The following is a 24405-nucleotide window of genomic DNA, read 5'->3' as shown; positions in this document are numbered from 1 at the left end:
GAACGGGCTCGGTCTGGCTACAGAAGGCCACGGGTCTCCTCCACCGAAATCTCTCCCTGCTCCACCAGGTCCAGCAGCCGGTCGAGGTCGTCGGTACCGGCTGCGCTGGTCTCCGGTCGCGGCCCGCCGCCGGCACTATCGGCTTCCTCCGCCGCCGGTCCCAGACGCGAGGCGACGAACGCCGTCTGGTCGGCGATGGTGGTGAACCGGAACAGGTCGGTGATGTCCATGACGTTCGGAAAGCGCTCGTCGTAGTACCGCAGCATCTGCGAAGTCAGCAGCGAATTGCCGCCGAGGTGGTCGAACTCCTCGTAGGCGTCCAGCTCCGCGACCTCCAGCGTCCGCGCCCAGATCTCGGCGACGGCCTGCTCGACGGCGCCGACCCGGTCCAGGCCGTGGAGGACGACGGGCCGGACGCCGGCCGCACCCGCCGCGCCGGCGGGGTCGCCCGCGCCGGGCCGGTCCGGCCCCGCCGCTGGCCGCTTCCGGCCGGGCATGACGACCGCCGGGTGGTCCCGCCCTGCCAGGAGCGCCCGGAGGAGTCCGGTCCCCTCGTCGGGGGCCACCGGGGGGAAGAGCTCGTCCTCGTCCACGGCGCCCAGGCGCTCGGCCATCCCGGTCTCCCGCCACGCGGGCCACTGCAGACTCAGTGCGGGCAGGCTCCGGGCGCTGCGGAGCTGCGCCAGGCTGTCGAGCGCCAGGTTCGCGGCGGTGTAGTCGGTCTGGCCCTGGGCGGGCAGGAGCCCGGCCACGCTGGAGAACACCACGAAGAAGTCCGGCGCGTCGTCCCGGGTGGCCTCGTGGAGCGCGACGCCACCCACCGCCTTGGGGCGGTACACGGCCATGAACTCCTCGGTGGTCTTGGTGTGCAGGAACCCGACGCCCGGCCGGCCGGCGAGGTGGAGCACGCCGCCGATCCGGCCGTAGCGTTCCCGGAGCCCGCCGACGGTGCGCTCGACCGCCCGCGGGTCCCCCATGTCCAGCCGGACGACCTCGGCCACGGCGGGGTCGTCCTGCGGCCCGAACGCGGGTGCGGCGTCCGGGGCCGGCCGCTCCGAGCCCAGCAGGACGATGTTCCGGAAGCCCTGCCGGGCCAGGTCCCGGGCCACGGCGGCGCCCAGGCCGCCCGTACCGCCCGAGACGACGGTCGCGCCGTCCGGGGGGGCCACCGCCTCCGGCGCCCCGGGCCGCAGCGCGGCGGCGCTCCGCTCGACGACCGGTCTGTAGGGCCGCTCGCCGCGGTAGAACAGCAGCGGCGGCCGGTCGGCGGCGCGCATCTCGGAGACCAGGGCCCCCGGCGGGGTGTGCTCGTCGATGTCGACGCAGCGCACGCTCAGGGACCGGTACTCCAGGGCGGCGACCCTCATCAGGCCGAGCACGCCCGCCTGTCCGGGGTCGGGCGCGGCCTCCGCGCCGGTGACGGAGAGCGCGTTCCGGGTCACGGCCAGCAGGCCGCCGACGAGCTCCGGCCGGCGCGCGGACAGCTGCTTGAGGACGGAGACGGTCCGGTCGACCGGACCGACCGCCCGCTCGGTCAGGGGAGCACCGGGGTCCCCCAGGTCGGCCGCGATCGCGAAGGCAAACGCGGCGCCTTCGCCGATCCGGTCGCCGACGCCGCCGGCGGACGCGTGCACGACCTCGTGGCCGGCCGACCTGAGCTCGCCGGTGAGCGGGGCGAGCATCGGGCCGAAGTCGCCGCAGAGCAGAACCGGGCCGGCCGCCGCGGGCCCGGTGCCCGGGGCGGCGCCGGCAGCGGCCGGCGGGGCCGCCTCCCGGTAGGCCTGCACGTACCCGTATCCGCCCGAGCCGTCCAGGTCGAGGTCGGCCGCCGACTTAATGCAGTAGTTGTCCACCGTCAGCACCGCCCGGCCGACGGGGTCGGTGACCGTCACGTCGAAGGCGTACAGGCGGCCCTCGACCGAGGAGGGGCGCTTGCGGAAGTGCGCCAGCACGCGGGCCGGCAGCGGTCCGTGGACCGTCAGGGCCCCGTAGGAGAGCGGTAGGTAGAGCCGTTCCTCGTCGTAGAGGCCGTTGGCCGCGTTGATCAGCGTGTCCAGCAGCGCCGGGTGCAGGTGGTAGTCGCCGGTCTCGCCGTGAAAGCGGCTCGGCAGCTCCAGTTCGTAGAGCATCTCGGTGGCCTCGGGGTCGGCCCGGCCGCCCCGCAGGCTCCCGGTCCACCGCTCGCCCAGCACCAGCCCGTTGGACCGGTCGAGCCGATCGTCGTAGGCCAGTTCGCGGTCCAGTCGACGCCGCAAGCCCTCCACGTCGACCGGCTCCGGGGTCCCGACGGCCGGCGCGACGGCGAGTTCGGCGGTGGCATTGCGGACCCATGCGCCGTCCTCGCCCCGGCAGGCGACGGTGACCTCGCGGACGGTGCCGGTCCCGTCGGCCGGGCCGAAGACGATGTGGACCTCGGACTCCGAACCGTCGTCGACCGCGAGCGGCGTGGTGAACCGCAGGTTCCGCAGCCTCATGCCGCCGCCGGCGTGGCCGAACCGCTGCGCGGCCTGCACGACCAGCTCCAGGACCCCGGTGCCGGGAAGCACGCTGACCCCATCGATCCGGTGGTCAGAGAGCTCCCAGAACCGCTGCGGGGAGAGCCGGCACACGGCGATGTCCCGGTCCAGGGAGCGCACCGTGCGCAGCCCCGCGGCGATCCCGCCCCGGTGCTCGGGTCCCTCGGCCCGGAACCAGCAGCGCGAGCGCTCGAACGGATAGGTCGGCAGCGGGATCCGGCGGGCGCCTGGCGCCGCGGCCCGCCGCCAGTCGACGTCGGCGCCGCGGACGTAGAGGCGGGCCAGGCGCCGCAGCCCGTCGCGGTCGGGCGCCCCGTCGAGCAGCCGCGCGGCCTCGCGGCCCAGCCGCTCCTGCTCGTCGGCGGTCAGGGCGCAGGAGCCGCGCCGACCGCCGTCGCCCGCCGCGAGCCGGAACTCCCCGGTGGCGATGTCGCCGGTGCCGTCTTCGACGTCTTCACCATTGGTGCCGCCGGCGTCCCGGCCGTCGCGGGCGCCGTCGACGAAGCGCCCGAGGAGCGCCAGCAGCTCCTCCTTGTCCTCACACACGAACGCGGCTCTGCACCGGTGGTGCAGGCGTCCCGTCGCCGCGGTGTGGCACAGGTTCGCCAGGCGCACGTCGTTCCCGCTCAGGAACGCCCGATACCGCTCCACCAGCCGCCGGAGGCCCGCGGCGTCCGGGGCGCTCAGCGGGAGCACCCAGGGGCCGGAGGCCGCCCCCTGCCCGGGACCGGGGTCCGGCTCGGGCTCCGGGTCGGCGCTGCGCACGATGAGGTGGCAGTTGGTCCCGCTCAGGCCGAAACTGCTGATCCCCGCGTACAGGGTGTCGTCCGGGCCGCTCCCCCACGGCACGGTGCGGTCGTTGACGTACACCGGCGACAGCGGGAAGGCGATGTTGGGGTTGGGCTCCTCGAATCCCAGGCTCGCCGGGAGGGTCCGGTGCCGCATCGACAGCACCACCTTGGCCAGGCCCGCCAGGCCGGAGGCGTTGTCCATGTGGCCGATGTTCGTCTTTACGGTGCCGATGCCGCAGAACTGCTTGCGCGAGGTGTGCCGGGAGAACGCCCGCTCGATCCCGCCGACCTCGACCGGGTCGCCCAGGCGGGTCGCGGTGCCGTGCGCCTCGATGTAGCTGACCTGTTCGGCCTCCACCCCGGCGTCGGCGAGCGCCGCGTCGATGAGGTCGGCCTGCGCGTCCGCGTTGGGGGCGGTGATGCCGTTGGAGGCCCCGTCCTGGTTGACCGCGCCGCCCAGGATGACCGCGCGGACGGCGTCGCCGTCGCTTCGGGCCCGGTCGAGCGCCTTGAGGACGAAGACGATGCAGCCCTCGGCCGCGCTCGTCCCGTCGCTCTTGCGGTCGAAGGTCCGTGTGCGGCCGTCACGGGAGGAGGTGTCCTGGAGGTCCTTGATGCCGATGCCCGAGCCGTCGGCGACGACCGGGAGCAAGTCACTGTTGACCGCGCCGACGATCGCCGTGTCGCAGTCCCCGCGCTGGATAGCGCGGCAGGCGGTGTGCACGGCGACCAGGCCCGAGGAGCAGGCGGTGTCGACGAGCATCGACGGCCCCCGCAGGTTCAGCAGGTAGGCGATCCTGCTGCCGATGATCGACTGGACGTTCCCGGCGACGGACACCTCCGGGGCGCCGGGCGCAACGGCCTGGAGCATCGTCCGGTAGTCCTCGCCGAAGTCGCTCGACATGCCCGCGTAGACCCCGACCCTCTGGCCCCGGATCTCGGCGTTCAGGCGTCCGGCATCTTCCAGCGCGGCCCAGGCGGTCTCCAGGAAGATCCGCTGGTCGGGGTCGACGAACCGGGCCTCCTGCCGGGACATGGAGAAGAACCGGTGGTCGAACTCCGCCACGGAGGGCAGTCGGGTGCCGCCCCAGTAGCGTTCGGGGGCGGGCGGCGGCGCCCCGCGGGCCGCGAGGTAGGCGTCGACGTCGGCCCGCCGCTCCTCGGACAGCTCGCGGTGGCCGCGCTCGCGGCCCGCCACCATCTCCCAGAACCGGTCGAGGTCGGGGGCGTCGCCCACCCGCCCGCTCATCCCGATGACGGCGACCGGGGCACCCGTACGGTCGGCCCCGGAGTACTCGATGCGCACGTCGGCGTCCTCGGGGAGCTCGCCCATGTCCAGGTCGCCTATGGACAGCAGAGAGTTCATCTCACCGCCGCCCCGGTCGGCGCGTACACCGCGGTCTGGCCGGTGCGCCGCAGGATCGACGAGATCCGCTCCTCCTGCTCGGCGTCCGGCACCCCTTTGGTCTCCATGATCGTGCGCAGGAGGTCGAGGGCCTCGCACCGCTGCTCGCTAGTGGGCTCCCCGGCCCCGGCAGAGGCGAGCTCCTGGAGCCGGCGGTAGGGGGCGACCACCCCGGCGGCGTACTCCTCGTCGTCGAAGTTCCGGTTCCGGGTCGCGGCGGCCGCCCCCAGGCACAGGCCGACGAGACCCGGGCGGTTCGCGCGCTCCTCTGCGACCCGGTCGAGCGCGGCGTAGGCCGCCCCGGCGTCGTCGTCGAGGCTGTGCGCGACCGCCCCGGAGCCGGCGATCAGCTTGGTGAGGACGTTCTTGGGGCCCACCTCGATCCACACGGTGACGTCGGCGGCGGTCAGCGCGGACACCACGGTCTCCCACCGGACCGGGGCGGTGAGCTGGACGGAGAGCGCCTCCCTGATCTCCCGGGCGCTCTCGTACGCCCGTCCCGTGACAGTGCTGTAGACCGGGACGGACGGCTCGGTGAACGCGATCCGGTCGAGCTCGTCCACATAGGCGGGGACGGCGCCGTCCATGTGTCGGCTGTGGAAGGCGCCGGCCACACTGAGCCTGGCGACCCTGGCCCCGCGCTCCTCCAGCACTGCGGTCAGCGCCCGCAGTTCCTCGCGCGTCCCGGCCAGCACGGTCTGCTGCTCGGCGTTGTAGTTGGCCACCTGCACGCCGTGGCCCCCGGCGTTGAACTCCTCCACCCACTTCTCCACCTGGGACGCCGGCGTCCGCAGGGCCGCGACCATCCCGGTGTCGCCCTCGGCGGTGTAGGCCTCCATGGCCTCGCCGCGGACCTTGACCAGGCGCACCGCGTCCTCGAAGTCCAAGGCCCCGGCCGCGAGCAGCGCCGTGATCTCGCCCAGGCTGTGCCCGGCCATGGCCGAGACGGGCGGCCTGCGGTCCCCGACAACCACCTCGTACATGCCGTAGCCCAGGACCAGCAGTGCGACCTGCGCATGGCGCGTGCGGGTGAGCTCGGCCGGCGGCGCGGTGAAGCAGAGGTCGGCGAGCGAGTAGCCGACGATCTCCGAGGCCTGCTCGAAGCGGTCGCGCACACTGCCGTGTGCGTCGTACCAGGCGCGGCCCATTCCGGAGAACTGGGACCCCTGGCCGGGGAACACGAGCGCGAGATTGGTCATGACGGATCCTTCCGGTCCGGGAGATGCGGGTGCCCGGGCGGCGCGGCGGCCGCTCGGGGTGCGGTGCGGGGGCTGGCGGCTGCGGACGGGTCGAGGGCGCTCAGCAGCCGGACGTAGCCGTCGAGCAGCCGGTGGACGGCCTCGGAGGCGATCTCCCGCCGGTGGGAGAGGGCCACGGTCGGCGACCGGGCGGTCACGTCGGTTCCCAAGACGAGGTCGGCGTGCCGGAGCAGGCCGCCGTGGTCGGCCCGCCCGCGGTCGGTGCACAGCACGACCGCCCTGCTGCCCTCGCCGCGGGCGGGCCGGAGCCGATCGAGCTCCACTTCGCCGCCGACGTCACCGACGGCCTTCACGTAGTCGTCGACCAGTTCGGCGAGATCGGTCCGCCCGGCCAGGTCCAACGTGACCGGGACGGCCCGGCCAGGCGCGGTCGCCACGAGGAGGGCGACCTCGTCGCGGTCCAGGGTCTTGCCGAGGGCCAGGACGAACGCGGCGTGCGCCAGCGCCCGGGCCTCGGCGCCGCCGACAGCGCCGTTCCGGTGCAGCACGGCCCCGACGCGGGCTGGCAGGGTGGCCTCCGCGGTGCCCTCGGCCCCCTGGCTGGTGGCGGCCCAGTCGGCAGGCAGCCGGACGCCGAGGCCGACCCCGGCGTCGTCGCGCCGGTTCCGCCGCTGCTCCAAGAGCCGCTGCTGGCCGCCGAGGGTCGGCTCGGCGAACAGGTCGCTGACGTCGAATACCCCGGGGAACACGGCGTTCAGCCGCTCCAGCAGCAGGACGAGGCTGAAGGAGTTGCCGCCCAGGTCGAAGAAGCTGTGAGCCGGGCCGATCGGCACGTCGCCGAGCACCGCCTTCCAGGACATGAGCAGGTCCTCGCCCACCGCCCCGGACGGCTCGTCGGCCCGGTCGCCGCCGGGGGGCGCGGCCTCCAGGCGGGCCAGGGCCGGGCGGTCGATCTTCCCGCTCGTGGTCGTCGGCAGCGCGGGCACCGCCGTGAGGGTGGCGGGGACCATGTGGGCGGGCAGTCTCCGGCCCAGGAAGGACTTCAGCTCCCCGGGGTCGACCCCGACGTCCCCGCGCACGGTGTAGAAGCCGCGGATGACCGGGTTGCCCGGCGCGATCTCGTCGACGACCGCCCCCGCCCCGGCGACCCGCGGGTGCTCGGCGACGGACTGCTCGACCTCTTCCAGTTCGATGCGGTAGCCGCGGACCTTGACCTGGTTGTCGCGCCGACCGAGGCAGTGGACCTCCCCCTCGCGCCACAGGGCGCGGTCCCCGGTGCGGTAGATCCGCCCCGGGCCGAAGGGGTCGTCGCGGAAGGCCCCGCGGGTGAGCTCGGGACGGTTCAGGTACCCGGGGGACACCCCGTCGCCACCGATCCACAGGTCGCCCTCGGCGCCCTCAGGGACGAGCTGGAGGTCGTCGTCGAGCACGTAGAAGACGGTGTTGGCGATCGGCGTGCCGATGGTGGCCGGGCCCCGGCCGGTGAGCTCCTTGGCGCTGGACCAGATGCAGGTCTCGGTGGGGCCGTAGACGTTGAAGATCCGGCACTGCGTCCGGTTCCGCAGATCCGGCAGCAGGTCCTCAGGAAAGGCCTCACCGCCGACGACGAGCGTCTCCAGCGGCCCCAGGGCCGTGCGGGCCGCGCCCGGGTCGGCGCACAGCATCCGCAGCCGGCTCGGCGTCATCTGCAGGCGGTCGACGCCGTTGGCGGCCGCGAACTCCGCGATCGCCGCCGGCGTGCGGGCCTGGCCGTCGTCCGCCATGGCGACGGTCCCGCCGGTGACCAGGGTCATCAGGGTCTCGAGGATGTGGATGTCGAACGACGGGGTCGTCAGGCACGCCACCGTCGCGCTCCCCTCCCAGCCCAGCGCCCGGGGCATCCCCCACAGGAAGTTGGCCAGGGCCCCCCGGGTGACCGTGACGCCCTTGGGGCGGCCGGTGGAGCCGGAGGTGAAGATGGTGTAGGCGAGGTCGCCGGCCTCCTCGGGCTCCGGCGGGACGGCGTCCGGGGCCGGAAGGTCCCGGACGCCGACCGTCAGCACCGTCCGGCCCGGCTCCCCGCCCGCCTCCTGTACCTCCGGCCCGTCCGCCCGGAGGGCCGCCGCGCCCTCCGGGGTGCACAGGACCGTCGCGGCCCCCGCGTCCTCCACCACCGCGCGCAGCCGCTGCGGCGGGTCCGCGGCGTCCATCGGCAACCAGGCGGCGCCGATCCGGTGCACGGCCAGCATGGCGGCGACGAGCTCCGGCGACCGCGGCAGTAGCAGGCCGACCTGGTCGCCCCTGCCCACCCCGGCCCCGCGAAGCAGGGCAGCGAGCCGGCCGGCCCGCTCGGCCAGCCCAGCGTAGGTCGTCACCTCGCCCCGGAACCGGATCGCCGGGCGCGTGGCGTTCTCGGCGAAGGCCCGGTCCAGCTGTTCGGCGAGGCCGGGCACATCGTCCTCGGACGGGCCGGTGCCCCAGGCCATCAGCCGACCGGCCACCTCGTCTCCGATCAGCGGGATCTCGCCGATCATGCGGTCGGGGTCCTCCACGGCCCGCGCGACGAGGGTGTGGAACCGCTCCAGCAGGCCGGCGATGCGCTCCTCACCGAGGATTCCGGAGTGGTTCAGGTCGATGAACAGGCCCTCGTCCCGCTCGGTAAGCTCCAGGGTCATGTCGAGCATCGAGCCGCGCATTCCGAAGTCCACGGTGGTGGCGGTGAGGTCGCCGAACCGGCGCTCGCGGTCCCGGGCGTTGGTGTAGATGAACATCGTGTCGAACAGGGGGTTGCGCCCGTGGTCGCGCTCCAGGCCCAACTCCTCGATCAGCGTGTCGTAGGGGTAGGGCGCGTGTTCGATCGCGGCGAGGCAGGTGTCGCGCACCTGCCGGAGGTGATCCGACAGGCGGGTCCGGGAGGTCGGCTGCAGCCGCAGCGGCAGCGACTGGGCGAACATGCCGACCGTGCCCTCGAAGGGGCCCAGCGCCCGCCGGTCCAGCGGCACCCCGACGCACAGGTCGCTCTCGCCGCCCGTCCTGGCCAGGAGCACCGACCACAGCGACAGGTAGAAGAGGAACGGCGTCGTCCGGTGCCGGTGGACGACCTCCAGCGCCGCCTTGTGCACCTCGGGGTCGATCACCGAGTAGCAGTGGTGCCCGCTGAAGTCGCCGACGGCCGGGCGGGGCGCGTCGGTCGGGAGCGCGAGGGCCGGGGGCAGGGGCGTGAACTCGCGCAGCCACCACTGGCGGTGGTCCTCGTAGTCGGGGCGGTCGGGCAGGTCGGAGCGGATCCGGACGAACTCGGTGTAGTCGGCGGCCTCACCGACGCCGGTCAGCCGCCCGTTGGTCAGGTGGTCGGCGAGCTCGCCGATGATCAGCTCCAAGCCCCGGCCGTCGACGATGATGTGGTGGAAGGAGACCACCAGGTCGTCGGCGCCGTCCGGGCCGACGACGATGCCGTAGCGCCACAGCGGCGCCCTGGCCAGGTCGAGCGGGGCGTTCATCACGTCCGCGACCTCCTGCGCGTCCGCCCCGTCGAAGATGTGGGACTCGGTCTCGACCTCGGGGATGACGCGGCACACAAGGTCGCCGGTGTCGATCTCGTAGCGGCTGCGCAGCTTGGGGTGCCTGCGGGCGATGTCGCGGAAGGCGGCCTCGACCCGGTCCGGGTCCAGCCGACCGTCGAAGCGCAGCCGGGCCGGCACCTGGTAGGCCTCGTTCCCTCCGCGCATCCGGGAGTTCACGTAGACCCGCCGCTCCTCGGCGGAGAGCGCCGAGGTTCCGGAGGCGTCCCGCACGGCCGCAGGGACGTCGGCGGCACCGGAGGCGCCCGTGGCGGAGGCACCGCCGCCGGTGCGGGCGGCCGACGGCGAGCGCCGGAAGTCGAAGCCCCCGGCCCGGATCTCCTGCACGGCCGTCCGGAACGCCGCGAGGATGCGCTCCTTGTGCTCCTCGGTGTGGGCCAGGGAGAAGTAGCCCGAGCGGCGCTCCCACACGAACACGCCGTGGTGGGCCAGCAGTTTGAAGAAGAGGTTGGTGGTCAGTGTCATCCGGGCCACGTCGCGCGGCGCCACGTTCTCGTACTTGTACATGGAGGCGCAGTGCGACAGGCGGATCGGCACCTCCTCCCGGTCGAAGAGGTCGTTGGCCCGCCGCACGAAGTCGTCGGTGAACCTGTTCAGTTCGGCGATCCGCTCCTCGCCGCCCTCCTTGAGGGTGGTCAGGACCGCCCGACAGGCCGCCATGGTCAGCGGGTGCTTGCAGAACGTCCCGGCGAAGAAGGTCGTCGGCACCGCGGGCCGGGAGTCGTCGACGTCGGAGTAGGCCCCGCCGTCGACGGCGTCGAGGTAGGTGCCCTTCCCGGCGACAATGCCCACCGGCATTCCGCCGCCGACGAGCTTGCCGTACAGCGACATGTCGGACTCGACCCCGAAGTAGGCCTGGGCGCCGCCCAGTTCGAGCCGGAAGCCGACGAGCATCTCGTCGAAGATCAGCGCGATCCCGTGCTCAGTGCAGATCTGGCGGAGCTCGCGCAGGAACTCCGCGGGCTGCAGGCCCGGGTTGCGCGACTGCACCGGTTCCACCAGCACGGCCGCCAGGTGGCCGGCCTGCCGCCGGATGCGCTCCAGCGACTCCTCGGCGCCGTAGCGGAGCACCGTGGTGTCCTCGACCATGGCCGGGGGGATGCCGATGGTCAGGGGGACACTGTCGGTGCCGTCGCTCTCGGCCAAGACCGCGTCGGAACCGCCGTGGTAGGAGTCGGTGAACCGGACGATTCCGTCGCGCCCGCTGACCGCCCGGGCGAGCCGCAGCGCCACCATCACGGCCTCGGTGCCGGTGTTGCAGAAGGCGACTCGCTCGGCGCCGGTCATCTCGTGGATCAGCTCCGCGACCTCGCCGGCGACCCTGTTCTGGGGCCCCAGCTCGTAGCCGGCCTCCAGCTGCTCCCGGACCGCGCGCATGACGAAGTCGGGCTGGTGGCCGAAGAAGTGGACGCCGTACCCGATGCCGGTGTCGACGTAGCGGTTGCCGTCCACGTCCCAGAACTCGGCGCCTTGGGAGCGGGAGGAGACCAGCGGGTAAGAGGTCTCTTTCAGGTTCGTGTCGAAGTTGAGCGAGTTGATCCAGTCCGCCAGATGGCCGCGGTGGGTGCGGGCGTAGGCCTGCGACCCGGCGGTCCTGGCGGTGTAGCGGGCGATGAAGTCGGTGATGAACCCCCGCTGACGGGGGGTGAGGTCGTCGTCGGTCAGCGAGATGTTGTTGTCGTAGGTGCCGACCTTGCGGGACTCGGGGAGCGCCGGGGCACTAGGCCCGCCGCCGGGACCGGGGCCGGCCTCCTCGCCGCCGAGCAGCCGGAGCTGCTCCCGCATGAGGTCCAGCTGGGCGTGGATCACCGCCTCGTGTCCGGATCCGGGCGGGGCGCCCCGCCCAGCGCTGAGCGCGGGGAGCGCGGCGCCGTCGGGGCCGCCGGTGCCAGCCGCCGACGGCAGGCCCCGCTGCGGGCCCTGCCGGGGATCGGGCCGCGCGTCCACCGGCGTGTCCGGCTCCGGGGACGGCTCGGGTTCGGGGCGGTTCCGCAGGACGAACTCGGTCACCTGCCCCACCGTGTGGAGCGACTGGAAGAAGGTGGTGATCGGGATGTCGAGTGCGTAGTGCTTCTCGATGCGCTTGCCGAACTGCACGAGCATGAGGGAGTCGACGCCGAGCGCGAACAGCTCCACGCCTGGGTCCAGCTCCGCGGCCTCCACACCGGTGACCTCGCTCAGTTCACGTGCGAGGACCTCTCCGACGGCCTGCTCTTCAGCCGCCAGGCGGGCACCGGCTGGGGCGGCGTCCTCCTCCTGCGGACCGTGCGCCGGGCCGACCTGCGGGACCGCCTCTGCGACTGCCGCCGAGACGTCCGCCGCGGGGGCGGCCGCGGCGGGGCCGTCAGCCCGGTCCCGGTACCAGATCCGCCGCCTGTCGAACGGGGTGTGCGGCAGGTCGTGGAGCAGCCGCCCCGCACCCGCGAGCCGGCCGGGGTTCAGTTCGGCGCCCAGCTCCCACAGCCGTCCGGCGGTCTCGAGGAACTGCCGCAGGTCGGACCTGGTCTTGCGCAGGCTCGGAAGGACCACCACGCCGTCGCCGAATTCCTGGGCGACGAGCCCGCCCAGCGTCGCCGTGGCGCCGATCTCGACGAAGGTGCCCGACCCCGTCCCGACGGCCACGGCCACGGCCTCGCGGAACAGGACGGGCTCGACCATGTGCCGAGCCCAGTGGGCGGCGTCGACCGGGGACTCGGGCGTCACCGGCCGGGCGGTCTGCGCGGAGATCCAGGTGGTCGACGGGGCGTCGAAGCTCCACCCGCCGATCCGCTCCCGCAGGCGCTCGGCTGCCGGGGCCAGCAGTGCCGAGTGGAGGGGGTGCGACACCTCCAGCCGCTCGGTGAAGACGCGCTGCCGGCGCGCGGTCTTGAGGACGGTCGCCAGGCCGTCGGCCGACCCGGAGACGGTGACGTTCTCCGAGGTGTTCACCGCCGCCAGCGAGACGTCCGGGGTGGCGGCGAGCAGCTCCCGCGCCCGGTCGGCGGAGCACAACAGGGTCGCCATCGCCCCCTCGACAGGGGAGTCAGCGACCACGCGCGCCCGGTGGGCGACCAGCTCGACGGCCTGTTCCCGGCTCATGGCCCCGGCGAAGCAGGCCGCGGCGTACTCGCCGATGCTGTGCCCGATGACCGCGGCGGGCCGCACGCCCCACGCCGCCCAGTACCGAGCGAGCGCCAGCCCCACCGAGAAGATCATCGGCTGGGTGTACAGCGGCGACGCGAAGGGCCCTCCGCCCCGCTCGTCGAACATGGCCTCCAGCAGGGAGATGCCGGCGGCCCTGCGGAACGCGCGGTCGAGCCCGTCCAGTTCGCGGCGGAACTCCTCGGCACCGTCGTAGAGCTCACGGGCCATGCCCGGGTACTGCGTCCCCTGTCCAGAGAAGACGAACACCGGCCTCGCGCCGCGCGGGTCGGCCGGCTCCCCCTCCTCCCCGGGGTCCGCCCCGGCGACCGCGCGCAGCTCCTCCATGGAGGAGCAGACGAGCGCCTTGCGGTGCTTCAGGCCGCGCCGCCGGCCCAGGGTGTGCGCCACGTCGTCAAGGTCGGCCCCGGTGCCGCCGCTCCACTCGGCGAGGGCGCCCAGCCCCGTCCGCAACGCCGCGTCGGAGTTCGCCGAGACCGGCACCAGCCGGGGCGCGCCGACGGCGGTGGCAGGCCGGCGCAGTTCCCCGCGCGCCGGGTACTCTTCGACGACGACGTGGGCATTGGTCCCGCTGACGCCGAACGAGCTGATGCCCGCGATGCGCCGCCCGTTCGGGGGGTCCCAGGGGACCTCCCCGGTGACGACCTCGACGGGAGCGGCGTCCCAGTCGATGAGGGGGTTGCCGGCGCGGAAGTGCAGCGTGGCCGGCAACCGGCCCTTGTGCAGGCCGGCCACGACCTTGCAGAGCGCCGCCATTCCGGCCGCGGACTCCAGGTGTCCCAGGTTCGACTTGACGCTGCCCACGCCGATCTTGGACGAGCGCTCCGCGAAGACCCGGGCCAGGGAGTTGATCTCCTGCGGGTCGCCGACCGGCGTCCCGGAGCCGTGGGCTTCGACGTAGGAGACGTCCTCGATCCCAACCCCGGCGTCGGCCATCGCGTCGGTGATCACCCGGCTCTGGGCGGCGCCGCTGGGGACGGTGAACCCGCCGCTGCGGCCGTTGTGGCTGACCGCGGACCCGCGCAGCACGGCCAGGACGTCGTCGCCGTCGCGCTCGGCGTCGGCGAGCCGCTTGAGGAGGACGACGACGCCGCCCTCACTGCGGATGTAGCCGTCCGCGCCCGCGTCGAAGCTGCGGCAGCGGCCCGAGGGAGACAGGGCTCCCAGCCGCGACCAGGACATGTGCCCCTCGGGGCTCAGGATCAGGTTGACGCCGGCGGCCACGACGAGGTCGCATCCGCCGCGCCGCAGTTCCTGGCCGCCCAGGTGCAGGGCGTACAGGGAGGACGAGCACGCGGTGTCAACCGCCATGCTGGGGCCCTGGAAGCCGAAGGTATAGGAGACGCGTCCGGGGGCGGCGTTGGCCATGTTGCCGGTGTAGGTGTAGGCCTCATGGGTGTAGCCGAGGTTCTGCCCGACCTGGCGGTAGTCGTTGTTGTATATCCCGACGAACGTTCCGACCCGCCCGGCGGCGCCCGCGGCGTAGGGGTCGAGGCCCGCGTCCTCGAACGCCTCCCAGGTCAGTTCCAGCAGCAGGCGCTGCTGCGGGTCGATCAGCTCGGCCTCACTCGGCGAGATGCCGAAGAAGCCGGGGTCGAACCGGTCGACGCCGCTCAGGTAGCCGCCCTGTGTGGTGGTCACCTCGCTCAGGTCCAGGGGGCTGTGCGCCCACCGGTCGTCAGGGACCGGCCCGACGACGTCGATCCCGCCGCTCAGCACCTCCCAGAGCCGCTCCCGGTCGGCGATGCCGCCGGGCAGCCTCATGCCCATCCCGACGATCGCGATCGCGTCGGCCGCCTCCGGCGGTGCGGGGGCCGGAGCCGGCGGCGGGGCCGACCGGGGGGCCACGGCCCGCGCGACGCCGGAGGCGGCGCGCGTCCGCCGGATCTCCTCGACCAGCGCCGTCGGCTCGGGGTTGTCGATTATGCACGTGCTCTCCAGCCGGAGGCCGAGCCGGCGTTCGATCCGGGCCTGCAGGGAGACCAGCCGGATCGAGTCGAGGCCGAGGTCGAACAGGTTCGCCTCGCGCATCCGCGCGTCCAGGGCGGGGTCGCCGGACGGGCGGTCCTCCAGCTCGCCGACGATGTAGGAGACGACCTCGTCGACCACCCCGTGCTCGCCCGTTACCGGACCGGCGTGTGCCGAGGACGCGGAGAGCTCGAAGGCCGAGGCCGACGCCGGGAGCAGCCGGCCCCAGTCGACGGGGACGCCGTGCACCCAGGCCTCCGCCAGCGAGACGGCGAAGCGGTCCGGGCCCTGACGGTCCCGGCGCAGCGTGCCAATCACCGGCACCTCGTCCCCGAGGGCGGCCGCGACCTCCTTGGTCGGGCGGACCAGCACCGGGTGCGCGCTGATCTCGACGAGGGCCCGGTGGCCGTCGGCGAGCGCGGCCCGGGCGGCCTGTTCGTACATCACCGGGTTGCGGAGGTTACGGTACCAGAACCCGGCGTCCAGGTCGGCGGCGTCCGTGCGCCCGCCGATGGTGCTGGTGTAGAAGGGGAGCTCCGTCGTCCGCGGGCGGACACTCCCCAGGGAGGCGAGCAGTGCCTCGCGCTGCGGTTCGACCCGCGGGGAGTGCGCGGGGAACTCGACGGAGAGCTTCTGGGCGTAGGTCCCCTCGTCGCGCAGGTCCTCGACGATGCGGTCGATGACCGGCCCGGTGCCGGAGACCACCACCGAGCGGGGAGCGAAGATCCCGGCGACGTCGACGGCCTCGTCGGCGCTGGCCGCCGCGGAGGTTCCGGCGGGGTCGGGGGTGTCCGCGGGGCCGCCCCCGCGGGCGCCGAAGCGCTCTTGCACCTCGTCGACAGTCAGGCCGAGCATCGCCATGCAGCCCTGGCCCACCATCGGGACGTGCGCCCTGCTCCACAGCACGGCGATTCGCGCGGCCTCGTCGAGGGGCAGCGCGCCCGTGACGCACGCCGCGGCGATCTCGCCGAGGCTGAAGCCGACGGCGCCGCCCGGCTCGACCCCGTGTTGGCGCCAGAGGTCGGCCAGCGCAACCATGATCGAAAAGAGGACCGGTTCCACGACGTCAGGCCGCTGCAGTTGCTGCTTTCCCGCGCCGCGAAGGAGGTCGACGAGCGACCAGTCGACGTAGGGGGCCAGGGCGTCGTCGCATTCGCCGATCCGCCGGGCGAACACCGGGAACGCGTCCAGCAGGCCGACGCACATGCCCGGGAAGACGGTGCCCTGTCCGGGGAAGACGAACACCGGGCGCGTGTCCTCGCCGGCGACACCCTGGATCGCCCGCGGGCTCGGCCGCCCCTTGGCCACCGCGGCCAGCGGCTCCCGCCAGTCGTCGCCGTGGGGGAGCAGGACCGCTCGGTGCGCACGCGCCAGGCGCGTCGACGTCAGGGAACCGACCGCGTCCGGGGAGCCGGCCTCGCCCTTGTCGACCTTTCGTAGCAGTCGGGCCGCGCGGTCGCGCAGGGCCCTCCTGCTCGGTGCACTCAGGATCCACGGAGCTGTCATCGCCACCACCCGCACCTGAACCCGACCGGAGCGCAGAAGGCGTTCATCTTTTCCCGACCCAATCTTTCTTGGAGAATTCAGTAAGGCCGAAATCGGCGATCAGCGTCTGCTGAACCTGCGACGTCCCCTCGATGATTTCCAGGATCTTCGCCTCCCGGAAAAGACGTTCGGCCGGATATCCGCTCCAGCACCCGTTTCCGCCGAGCACCTGGACGGTGTCCGAGGCGACGCGGGAGGCCACGGTCGAGGAGAAGTACTTGGCGATGTTCGTCGCCGCGATCGCCTCGGGGCTGCGCTTGCCCCTCAGCCGTCCGGCCCGCCGACACAGCTCACGCGCGGCGGACACATCGGTGACCGCGTCCGCGATCATCTTCTGCACCAGTTGGAACGAGCCGATCCGGGCACCGAACTGGTCGCGCCGGGCCGCGTAGGCGCACATCTCCTCAAGAGCGGCCTGGGCGATAGCTACCCCCGCCCATGCGATGCTGTAGCGCCCGTGGAACAGGGCCCGGTTGGCGACGAAGGCGAAGCCGGCCCCGATTCCGGAGACCAGGTTCTCGGCGGGGACCTCCACGCCGGACAGGACGACCTCGGCCATGTGTGCGGCCCGGTTGCCGAGCATCCCCGAGATCGGCCGGACCTCGACCCCCGGCATGTCCCGGTCGACGAGGAAAGCGCTGCCCACGCCGCCGTCGGTCGCGATGACGAGGAGGACGTCGGCCATTCCCGCGAAGGAGATCCATGTCTTGTGTCCGTCGAGGACGAAGGTGTCGCCCTTCTCCGTGTACGTCGTGGACATCTCCCCCGTCTCGGAGCCCGCGTCGGACCCCGACCCGGGCTCCGACAGGGCGAAGCACGCGATCCTCCGCCCCCGCGCGAGGTCGGGCAGGTACTTCTCCTTGATCCGCCGGGAGGACCGGGCGGCCAGCGTCTCGGCGACCAGGGAGGTGTGCACGGTCAGCAGGGCCCGGGTCGAGGCGCACGCCTTCCCGACGACCTCGGTGAGCTCGCCGTACTGGAGGGGGGTGAGACCCAGTCCGCCCCACTCGGCCGGCACGGTCGCCCCGAGGAACCCCGCCTCCGCCATCTGCTTGACCACCTCGCGCGGAAGGCGCTCATCGCGGTCGAACTCGGCCGCGCGGGGAGCCAGGTCCGCGGCCAGGTCCACGGCCCGCTCCAGGAGCGGCTCCGGGAGGCGCTCATCCACTGGGCACCGCTCTCAGCTCGTCGACCATCTCCACCATCCGCTCGACCGAGCTGAACCGCTGCAGGTTCAGGTAGTCGTCGGGGACCTCAATGTCGAAGGTGTTCTCGATGTGGGCCAGCAGCTGCATGGCGAAGATCGAGGTGACGAACCCCTTGTCGAAGATGTCGTCGTCGTCGCGCAGTTCGCCGGCGCCGAGCGCGGACGTGTTGGCCTCGATATAGTCCCGGATGCTCTCGCGGGCGTCCACACCGGGAACCGCATCGGTCGGGGATCCACTTTCATGCATCGACGTTCACCTTTACGTGGCCTGGGTAGTCACGGACAACCGTGAGATCGTTCTCGAAGAGGTGGTCGGCTCCGTCGCGGGAGACGACGTGAAAGTTCGCCAGCTGGTAGGTGAGGAGCATCTGGCGGTTGCGGTCGGTGCGCCGGAACCTGGCGAGGAGGCGGGCTCCGTGCGCGGCTGCCCGCTGGATCAGGAATTGCAGCAGCACCGTCCCGACGCCTTTGGAGACCGTCCGGCAGGACATCAGCAGCAGCGCGATGGTCCACTGGTCGCCGGACTTCTCCACCAGGGCCATCCCGATCTTGCCGTAGGAGCCGTAGCGGTCCGTCAGCTCGCACACCCACAGATCGTGGAAGGGGTCGTCGAGGAGTTTCTCGAGCTCCTCGTAGGGGTAGTGAATGCCGGTGGAGTTGAGCTGGCTGGTCCTGTGGGTCAGCTCCTCGAGCCGCATGAGGTCGTCGTCGCCCGCCCGGGAGACGGTGAGGACCATGTCGAGGCTGCGCAGGAATTCGTCGTGGGGGCCTTTGAACTCGCTCTCCGACCGGTCGCGGCGCTCGGCCTCCTGGTACATCAGCCGCCGGCAGCGTGCGTCCTCGGTGACATGGGCCGGCGACAGCCGGGGCAGGGCCGTCAGCCCGAAGCGGTCTGCGGCGTCGACCGTCTCCACGTCGGGGTGGACGAATACGACCTCATCGCGTTCGAACTCCTGGTCGTCGATGAAGATGAGGGTGTCGAGGCCGATGTTCAGCCTCTCCTGCAGCTCGGAAATGGAGCTGGACTTGCTGTTCCAGTTGATCTGCGGATGGAGGAAATACTCGGCGATCCCGAGCTCCTCGAGCTTCCGCATGGCGTCGTCGTGGTTGTTCTTGCTCGCAATGGACTGCAGGATGCCGCGCTCGTCCAGCGTCTTGACGACGTCGACGATTCGCGGTTCCACGACCACGTCGTCACCCTCGGACAGGGTTCCGCGCCAGAGCGTTTCGTCGAGGTCCCACACAACACATTTCGCCATCTTCACCGGTAATACACTCTCCTGCTCGACCCGACACATGGCCACGGCGATCATGGAGAAGCGCCGTAGGAGTAGAATCCCTGGCCGCTCTTCCGGCCGACCCTGCCGGCGTCCACCATCTTTTTCAGAAGAGGGCAGCAGCGGAACTTCGGGTCCTGCATGTCGTCATAGAGGACCTGCAGCGAGTCGACGACGGTGTCCAGGCCGATCAGGTCAGCCGTGGCCAGCGGGCCCATCTTGTGACCGTACCCGAAGGTGAATATCTCGTCGATCTGCGCGGGTTCCGCGACCCCCTCCTGGACGAGGAACGCGGCTTCGTTCATGAACAGGTGGGACAGCCGGTTGGAGACGAATCCCGGGCTGTCGTGAACGACCACCGGCCGCTTCCCCAGCGCGCCGACGAAATCCTCGGCCCGCCGTGTCGTCTCGTCGGAGGTGAGGTGTCCGCGGACGAGCTCGACGCATTCGGTGAGCGGGGCCGGATTCATGAAGTGCATACCGATGACCGCCCCGGGTCGCGCGGCGAGGGCGGCGATTCTCGTAATCGAGACGCAGCTGGTATTCACCGCGATCGCGGGGCCGTCCCCGCACACTTCCCGCAGCTCACGGTGGACCCGTTCCTTGGCAGCGACGTCCTCGGCGATACTTTCGATAACCCAGTCGACACCGGCGACCCCGGCCAGGTAACCGGTAGTCCGAATACGTCCAGAAACAATTTCGGTGCACCACCGGGAGTCACCCTTCGACATGATCCGATAGCTCCGGACAAGGGTACGGATTTCCCCATCAGCCGCTTCCAGGACATCGGGGTCGTGGTCGTGAAGTAGTACGTCGTTTCCATGGGCTGCACATGTTATGGCGAGATCCTTGCCCATGACACCAGCACCAACAATTCCGATGGTTGAAATATCTACTCCACCTTTCAGTGACGGCACACAGAGCTGCGCATCCCCTTAGGGCCATCCCCTAGGGGTCACTCGTTGATGGTTCGCATCCTAGCCAGGCCCACCCCCCCACGGAAGGGCGGATTTGGAGTTCTTCTGTCCTAAATCGGCCATCCCCACTCCGGAGTTACGATATGGCATCGATGCCAGACACGGGCGCGCCTTGCCACCGCACACCCGGCCACATAAAAAGCAAAACGTGAAATGTATCTTCATTTTCACGGAGAGTGAAGACGGAACCCCGAGGCTGACAATCACGACCAGACGAACCCGACCGTTAACACTATGTGACGAATTGCAGTTCAGGCACACAGCGAAATGATCGCGCCCTACATTGACCAGCAAGCGAATCAGACACTCGAATACAAATAGCCTGAAACGGGAGTTGCGGGGGAATGTTTACCGGAATGAAGAACGTGCGTCATCGCCTGTTCAATCCGCAGGGAGCCGGAGCTCTCGCGATCAGCGGGAGAGGATACGAGTGCCCGTTGGACGGTGGCGAGTGGCGAGGGAACATGGCGGCTCGACTGCACCGTCCACCGCCTGATGAGGCGCGAAGGGGCCTCGCCTCCCGGCCTGCTCACGCGCTATCGTCGGCTGGTCGGCGGCGGCCACCAAGCAGGCGCCGCTGGTGCTCTCAGCTCTGGAGATGGCCCTGTGGCGCCGCGACCGCGCTGGCACACCCGTTCAGGCGGGGCGGCTGGTGCACCACTCCGATGCCGGGTCACAATACACATCGTTCCTGCTCACCGCACATCTGGCCGCCGAGGGTATCGCCGCCTCCATCGGGTCGGTGGGCGATGCCTATGACAACGCGCTCATGGAGTCGGCGGTCGGGTTGTACAAGACCGAGTTGATCAAGCCCCGCCGTCCGTGGAAGACGCTGGAGGAGGTCGAGTTGGCCACCGCCGAGTGGGTGGACTGGTACAACAACACCCGGCTTCACGGTGAGATCGGCCATGTCCCACCGGTCGAATACGAGGCGGCCTACCACGCCCAGAACACCCTAGAACCGCAGGTCACACCCATAACCGGGAGTCTCTAAACAACCCGGGGAGATTCACCCGTGGGTTGCGTCTGAGTTCGTGATACAGATCAGCCGGGTGAAAAGACCACGTCGGCGCGTTCCTCCAACCGGTTCAACACCAGGTCAAGGAGGATACGGACCATGACCGCCGATGAACGTGGCATCGACCGCGTGGGACGCCGCGCCAAGAAGATGCTCTCCGCGATGCAGAAGTACGAGATCTGGCTGCAGCTGCTGCGCCGTGAGACCTCCACCACCCAGGCGGCCGCGTCCTGGCAGGTCGACCCGTCCACCATCAACCGGATCCGCAAGGTCGCCAAGGAGGGCGCCCTGGAGGCCCTGGCGGAGTCCCGGCCCGGCAACACCCGCGCCCGCCAGGAGCGCGACGCCGAACTGGAGGCCCTGCGCCGCGAGAACGCCCAGCTGGCCGCCACCCTGCAGCACATGACGGTCAAACTGGCGATGGTGGAGGGAAAAGACGCCTGGGGCTGAGCGGTCCCGTACCGGCCCGCGTGGACGCCCCGGTCACCGACGGCCTGCTGAGGCTGATCGACCGGGCCCGCCGCGGGGGCTGGACGCTCAGCGATGCCTGCGGGCTGCTGCAGATCTCGCGGGTGCGGGCGCACCGGTGGCTGGCGCGGCGCGAGGAGGGCCGCCTGGCCGACGCCCGCCCGGGCGGTGCGGTGCACGGCCTGCTGGCCGAGGAGGAGCGGGCGGTGGTGGACCTTTTCGAGCAGTGGGGTGAGTATCGACCGGTCCCACCGCAAGCTCGCGCACCGGGGCTCCTACACGAACAAGGTGTGGGTATCGCCTTCCAGCATGCTGCGGGTGCTGGAGGCCAGGGGGCTGCGGCTGCCCCGACCCCGCAGGCCTCCGCGCACGCAGCGCAGGCGCCTGCCCGAGTGGGTGGAGTTCCGGCCCAACCAGGTCTGGATCTTCGACACGACGCACTTCACCCGGTGCCGGATGGCGGCGCTGGCGATCATGGACCTGGTATCGCGCAAGTGGATCTGCGAGGTCGTCTCGGCCGAGGAGACCCACACCCAGGTGATCATCGCCTTCACCGCGGCGTTGGAGGCCGAGGGGCTCATGGGGGCGGTGGCCGCCCGGGCCGACGGGCTGGTCGATGCCGGCACTGATGCCGGCAACCCGGCGCGGCCGGTGCTGCTGGCGATGTCGGACAACGGCCCGCAGATGACCTCGGGCCATACCCGGGAGTTCATGGCGCTGCATGCGATCGCCCAGCACTTCGGCCGTCCGCACACTCCCACCGACCAGGCGTGGATCGAGACGCTGTTCGGCCATGTCAAGGCCGAGTTCGGCTACCTGTGCCGGATCGGTGAGCCAGCCCGGCTGCGGGCGGAGCTGGCCTCGGTGCGGGAGTTCTACAACAAGGTCAGGCTGCACGAGGCGCTGGACTATGTCACGCCGGATGACGAGCACGAGGGGCGGGGGTCGAGGATTCGCAAAGAACGGCAAGCGGGGCTTGAACAATCCCGGGCCAGACGCCTGGCTTGGAACCGCTCACACAAGGGCAGACCATCTGAAACCGGAACCGGCGATGCGGTCTGAACACCCCCGCGATCGGTTTCATTAACTCGGATACACCTCACCCGCGCTTTTGCGTAGGTGGCGTCCAAGAAGACGTAGGGGAAGGCGGTGTGGTCCAGGGGCCGCTCGGCGAACGCCCCGACCTCCTCATCAAGTTCGGCGCAGATGCGCGAGACCTCGGACTTGGAGATACCGGTATCGGCTCCCAGGGCTTTGACGAGGTCGTCCACGGACCGGGTGGAGACCCCGTGGACGTAGGCCTCCATGATGACGGCGAACAGGGCCCGGTCGATGCGGCGCCTTCGCTCCAGCAGGCTCGGGAAGAAGGAGCCGGAGCGGAGTTCGGGGATCTTGAGCTCGACGTCTCCGGCGGTGGTGGCCAGGCCGCGGTCGCGGTGGCCGTTGCGGTGGGCGGTCCGCGACGTGGTGCGCTGGTAGGGCTCAGCGCCGATGACCGAGGTGGCCTCGGCCTCGATCAGTTCTTGGAGCATGCGCTCCAGCACCGTGCGGATGATCTCGATGTTGTCGGATGCTCGTAGTGACTCCAGGAGGCGGTGTAGGTCATGCTGGGACAGAGCCATCGTGTGCGTGTCCTACCGTGAGGATCTTTGGTCTTCCTCTTGACCGTCACACGGTGGCTCCCGGCGTTCCAGGCCTGGTGGCCAGGTCCCGGGCGGGCCAGCCGGATTTCCACCACTCCACGGGACACGACCCAAATGACCTGCGATAACGCGGGGCGTTATCGGCGCGTTATCTCCAGGGTGACGGGGCCGACTCCGTACACCTACCCCTTTATCGCGAGCCCGTGAAGCCTACGGGAGAGGTGCCCTCAGGGCCGACGTGCCTATTGAAGCACGACCGTTGACCGTCATGGTGGTCGATGCTCGCTGGTCGGCGTGCGTCATCAGGTCGGCGTCGAGCGATAGCCGCGGCTGGGCCGACAGCGGCGCGCCTCGACCGGGGAGTCCCGTCGGCGCGGTCCCCCGGCGGTCCCCCATGAGGTGCGGGGACGCGAACGGGCGCCTTCCCTGGTGAGGGAGGACGCCCGGTGCATGTGGTAGATCCAGGTGCGCCATCAGGGACTCGAACCCCAAACCCGCTGATTAAGAGTCAGCTGCTCTGCCAATTGAGCTAATGGCGCCCGTTGCTGTGGGCCGCTCTGCGGTGTTCCCCGGCAACACAGAAGACTTTACCGGATCCCGCGGGGTCGCTCGTCCGCCGTGGGGTGCAGCGTACGTCACAGCCCCGGCCAGGGGGCGACCGGGGAGGAGCACCGCCGCAGCGCCCCTCCCCCCTGCCCTCCCCCTGGCCCCGCGAGGGGAGGAGACCCCCTTGGGTCCGGCTCCGGCCTGCCGTCGCCACTGGAGATGTCGTGGTGCCTGCAGCCGGGGCGGGGGATTCACTGGTTCGGTCGACATTCCGGGACTTTTCCGGGGGGTTTCGGAGAGGAGATATCAGGGGGCGAGGATTCGGAATTCGCACCGGTCGAGCCGGTGTTCGCGTGGGTCGGCAAGGGAAACACCGGGCGGAAACGGTGATGGTGGCGTATTCGTGCCCCGATTACGGACGCACATCGCTACCACGCGGGGCTCCGGGGCAGCGGAATCCCGGTTGCGGCCACACCGAGAAAGGTCGATACTCTGCGTGATCACCCCAGGTCAAGGCTGGATAACCTCGCAATCCTCTGACCCGGTTCCGCTGCAGAGAGAAGGACCCCGGTGGCGAAACGCACCCTGCTCGTATTCGTCGCGGCCGCCTGCGTCGTGGCCCTCGGACCGGCCCCGACGGTCTCCGCATCCGCCTCGATGGCCGCGCTGGGCGACAGCGAATACCACATCGCCTTCGAAGACTCCGGGTCGCGGATGATCCCCTGGAACAGCTCCATGAAGCGCACGGTCATCCGTGTGTGGCCCGACGATCGCGCGGGAATGGAATGGGCGGTCTCCCACGTCGGCTCCGGCGGCGGGAAATCCGTGTTCGAGATCCGCAACCTCCGCAGCCAGCTGTGCCTGCAACCGTGGGACGGCGAGACGAAGGTGGGTCAGCGCATCGAGCAGGCCGAGTGCGACGGCGAGCGCCGGCAGCAGTGGCACATCACGCACGTCGGCGGCCCCGCGTTCCAGATCATCCCGCTGGACAACACCTATCTGGCCATCACCCCCGAAGTCCCGTCCGCCAGCGGTTCGTTTCTCAGGCTCGGCTACCGGAACCCCATCGACCCCGACTACAGCTGGGACTTCCGCCCCATGGTGGAGGCGTTCTGAGACCGCCCCGACGTCGCCCGCGGCGTCG

General features: G+C 71.3%; 11 protein-coding genes, 1 tRNA gene and 1 pseudogene. 4 read left to right on the top strand and 9 right to left on the bottom strand.

Annotation, left to right across the window (positions count from 1 at the left end; genetic code table 11):
* Window positions 1-17: 17 nt before the first annotated feature.
* The 7 genes from HNR23_RS02825 to HNR23_RS02795 are packed head-to-tail and all read right to left on the bottom strand — an operon-like array spanning window position 18 to window position 19526.
* Window positions 18-4673 carry a type I polyketide synthase gene (locus HNR23_RS02825; protein WP_184073183.1) on the bottom strand — a complete coding sequence of 1552 codons (4656 nt, stop codon included), beginning with the start codon at window positions 4671-4673 and terminating at the stop codon, window positions 18-20.
* Entirely contained in the window at window positions 4670-5911 is a 1242-nt protein-coding gene (locus tag HNR23_RS02820; protein ID WP_184073181.1) for an ACP S-malonyltransferase, read from the bottom strand. The genes HNR23_RS02825 and HNR23_RS02820 overlap by 4 nt, the downstream gene beginning before the upstream one ends.
* Window positions 5908-16086, bottom strand: a complete 10179-nt coding sequence (locus HNR23_RS02815) for a non-ribosomal peptide synthetase/type I polyketide synthase (protein WP_221308354.1) — start codon at window positions 16084-16086, stop codon at window positions 5908-5910. Before HNR23_RS02815 ends, HNR23_RS02820 begins: the two co-directional genes overlap by 4 nt.
* 43 nt (window positions 16087-16129) lie before the next feature.
* Window positions 16130-17293, bottom strand: a complete 1164-nt coding sequence (locus HNR23_RS02810; protein WP_184073177.1) for an acyl-CoA dehydrogenase family protein — start codon at window positions 17291-17293, stop codon at window positions 16130-16132.
* On the bottom strand, window positions 17286-17579 hold the full coding sequence (locus tag HNR23_RS02805) for a phosphopantetheine-binding protein (RefSeq protein ID WP_184073175.1): 294 nt from the start codon (window positions 17577-17579) through the stop codon (window positions 17286-17288). Before HNR23_RS02805 ends, HNR23_RS02810 begins: the two co-directional genes overlap by 8 nt.
* Window positions 17572-18591 carry an HAD-IIIC family phosphatase gene (locus tag HNR23_RS02800; RefSeq protein ID WP_184073173.1) on the bottom strand — a complete coding sequence of 340 codons (1020 nt, stop codon included), beginning with the start codon at window positions 18589-18591 and terminating at the stop codon, window positions 17572-17574. Before HNR23_RS02800 ends, HNR23_RS02805 begins: the two co-directional genes overlap by 8 nt.
* Window positions 18592-18641: 50 nt before the next feature.
* On the bottom strand, window positions 18642-19526 hold the full coding sequence (locus HNR23_RS02795) for a 3-hydroxyacyl-CoA dehydrogenase family protein (protein WP_343070400.1): 885 nt from the start codon (window positions 19524-19526) through the stop codon (window positions 18642-18644).
* Between the two features lie 640 nt (window positions 19527-20166).
* Between HNR23_RS02795 and HNR23_RS02790 the strand changes: the two genes are divergently transcribed.
* From HNR23_RS02790 to HNR23_RS02780, 3 genes are all read left to right on the top strand, one after another.
* Complete coding sequence (locus tag HNR23_RS02790) at window positions 20167-20580, top strand: integrase core domain-containing protein (protein WP_221308006.1); 414 nt, start codon at window positions 20167-20169, stop codon at window positions 20578-20580.
* A 123-nt stretch (window positions 20581-20703) separates the two neighbouring features.
* The gene (locus HNR23_RS02785) at window positions 20704-21054 is read left to right on the top strand and encodes a hypothetical protein (protein WP_184073171.1); all 351 of its coding nucleotides are present in this window, start codon (window positions 20704-20706) and stop codon (window positions 21052-21054) included.
* Between the two features lie 249 nt (window positions 21055-21303).
* Window positions 21304-22134: a DDE-type integrase/transposase/recombinase gene (locus HNR23_RS02780; protein ID WP_221308005.1), complete on the top strand. Its 831-nt coding sequence runs from the start codon at window positions 21304-21306 to the stop codon at window positions 22132-22134.
* 38 nt (window positions 22135-22172) lie between these two features.
* Here the strand turns inward: HNR23_RS02780 and HNR23_RS26475 are convergent.
* Together HNR23_RS26475 and HNR23_RS02770 are read right to left on the bottom strand one after the other, a co-directional pair.
* Window positions 22173-22694: pseudogene (locus tag HNR23_RS26475) on the bottom strand (transposase); the annotation flags it as partial.
* Between the two features lie 487 nt (window positions 22695-23181).
* A tRNA-Lys gene (locus tag HNR23_RS02770) sits at window positions 23182-23254 on the bottom strand.
* A 577-nt stretch (window positions 23255-23831) separates the two neighbouring features.
* On the opposite strand from HNR23_RS02770, the gene HNR23_RS02765 reads away from it, so the two are divergent.
* Window positions 23832-24377 (top strand): RICIN domain-containing protein, encoded by a 546-nt coding sequence (locus tag HNR23_RS02765; protein ID WP_343070399.1) that lies wholly within the window; start codon window positions 23832-23834, stop codon window positions 24375-24377.
* The last annotated feature ends 28 nt before the right edge of the window (window positions 24378-24405 follow it).

This window comes from Nocardiopsis mwathae (assembly GCF_014201195.1).
GTDB lineage: Bacteria > Actinomycetota > Actinomycetes > Streptosporangiales > Streptosporangiaceae > Nocardiopsis_C > Nocardiopsis_C mwathae.
Note: the sequence above shows the minus strand (reverse complement) of the source record. Positions and strands in the feature narration are given on the sequence as shown.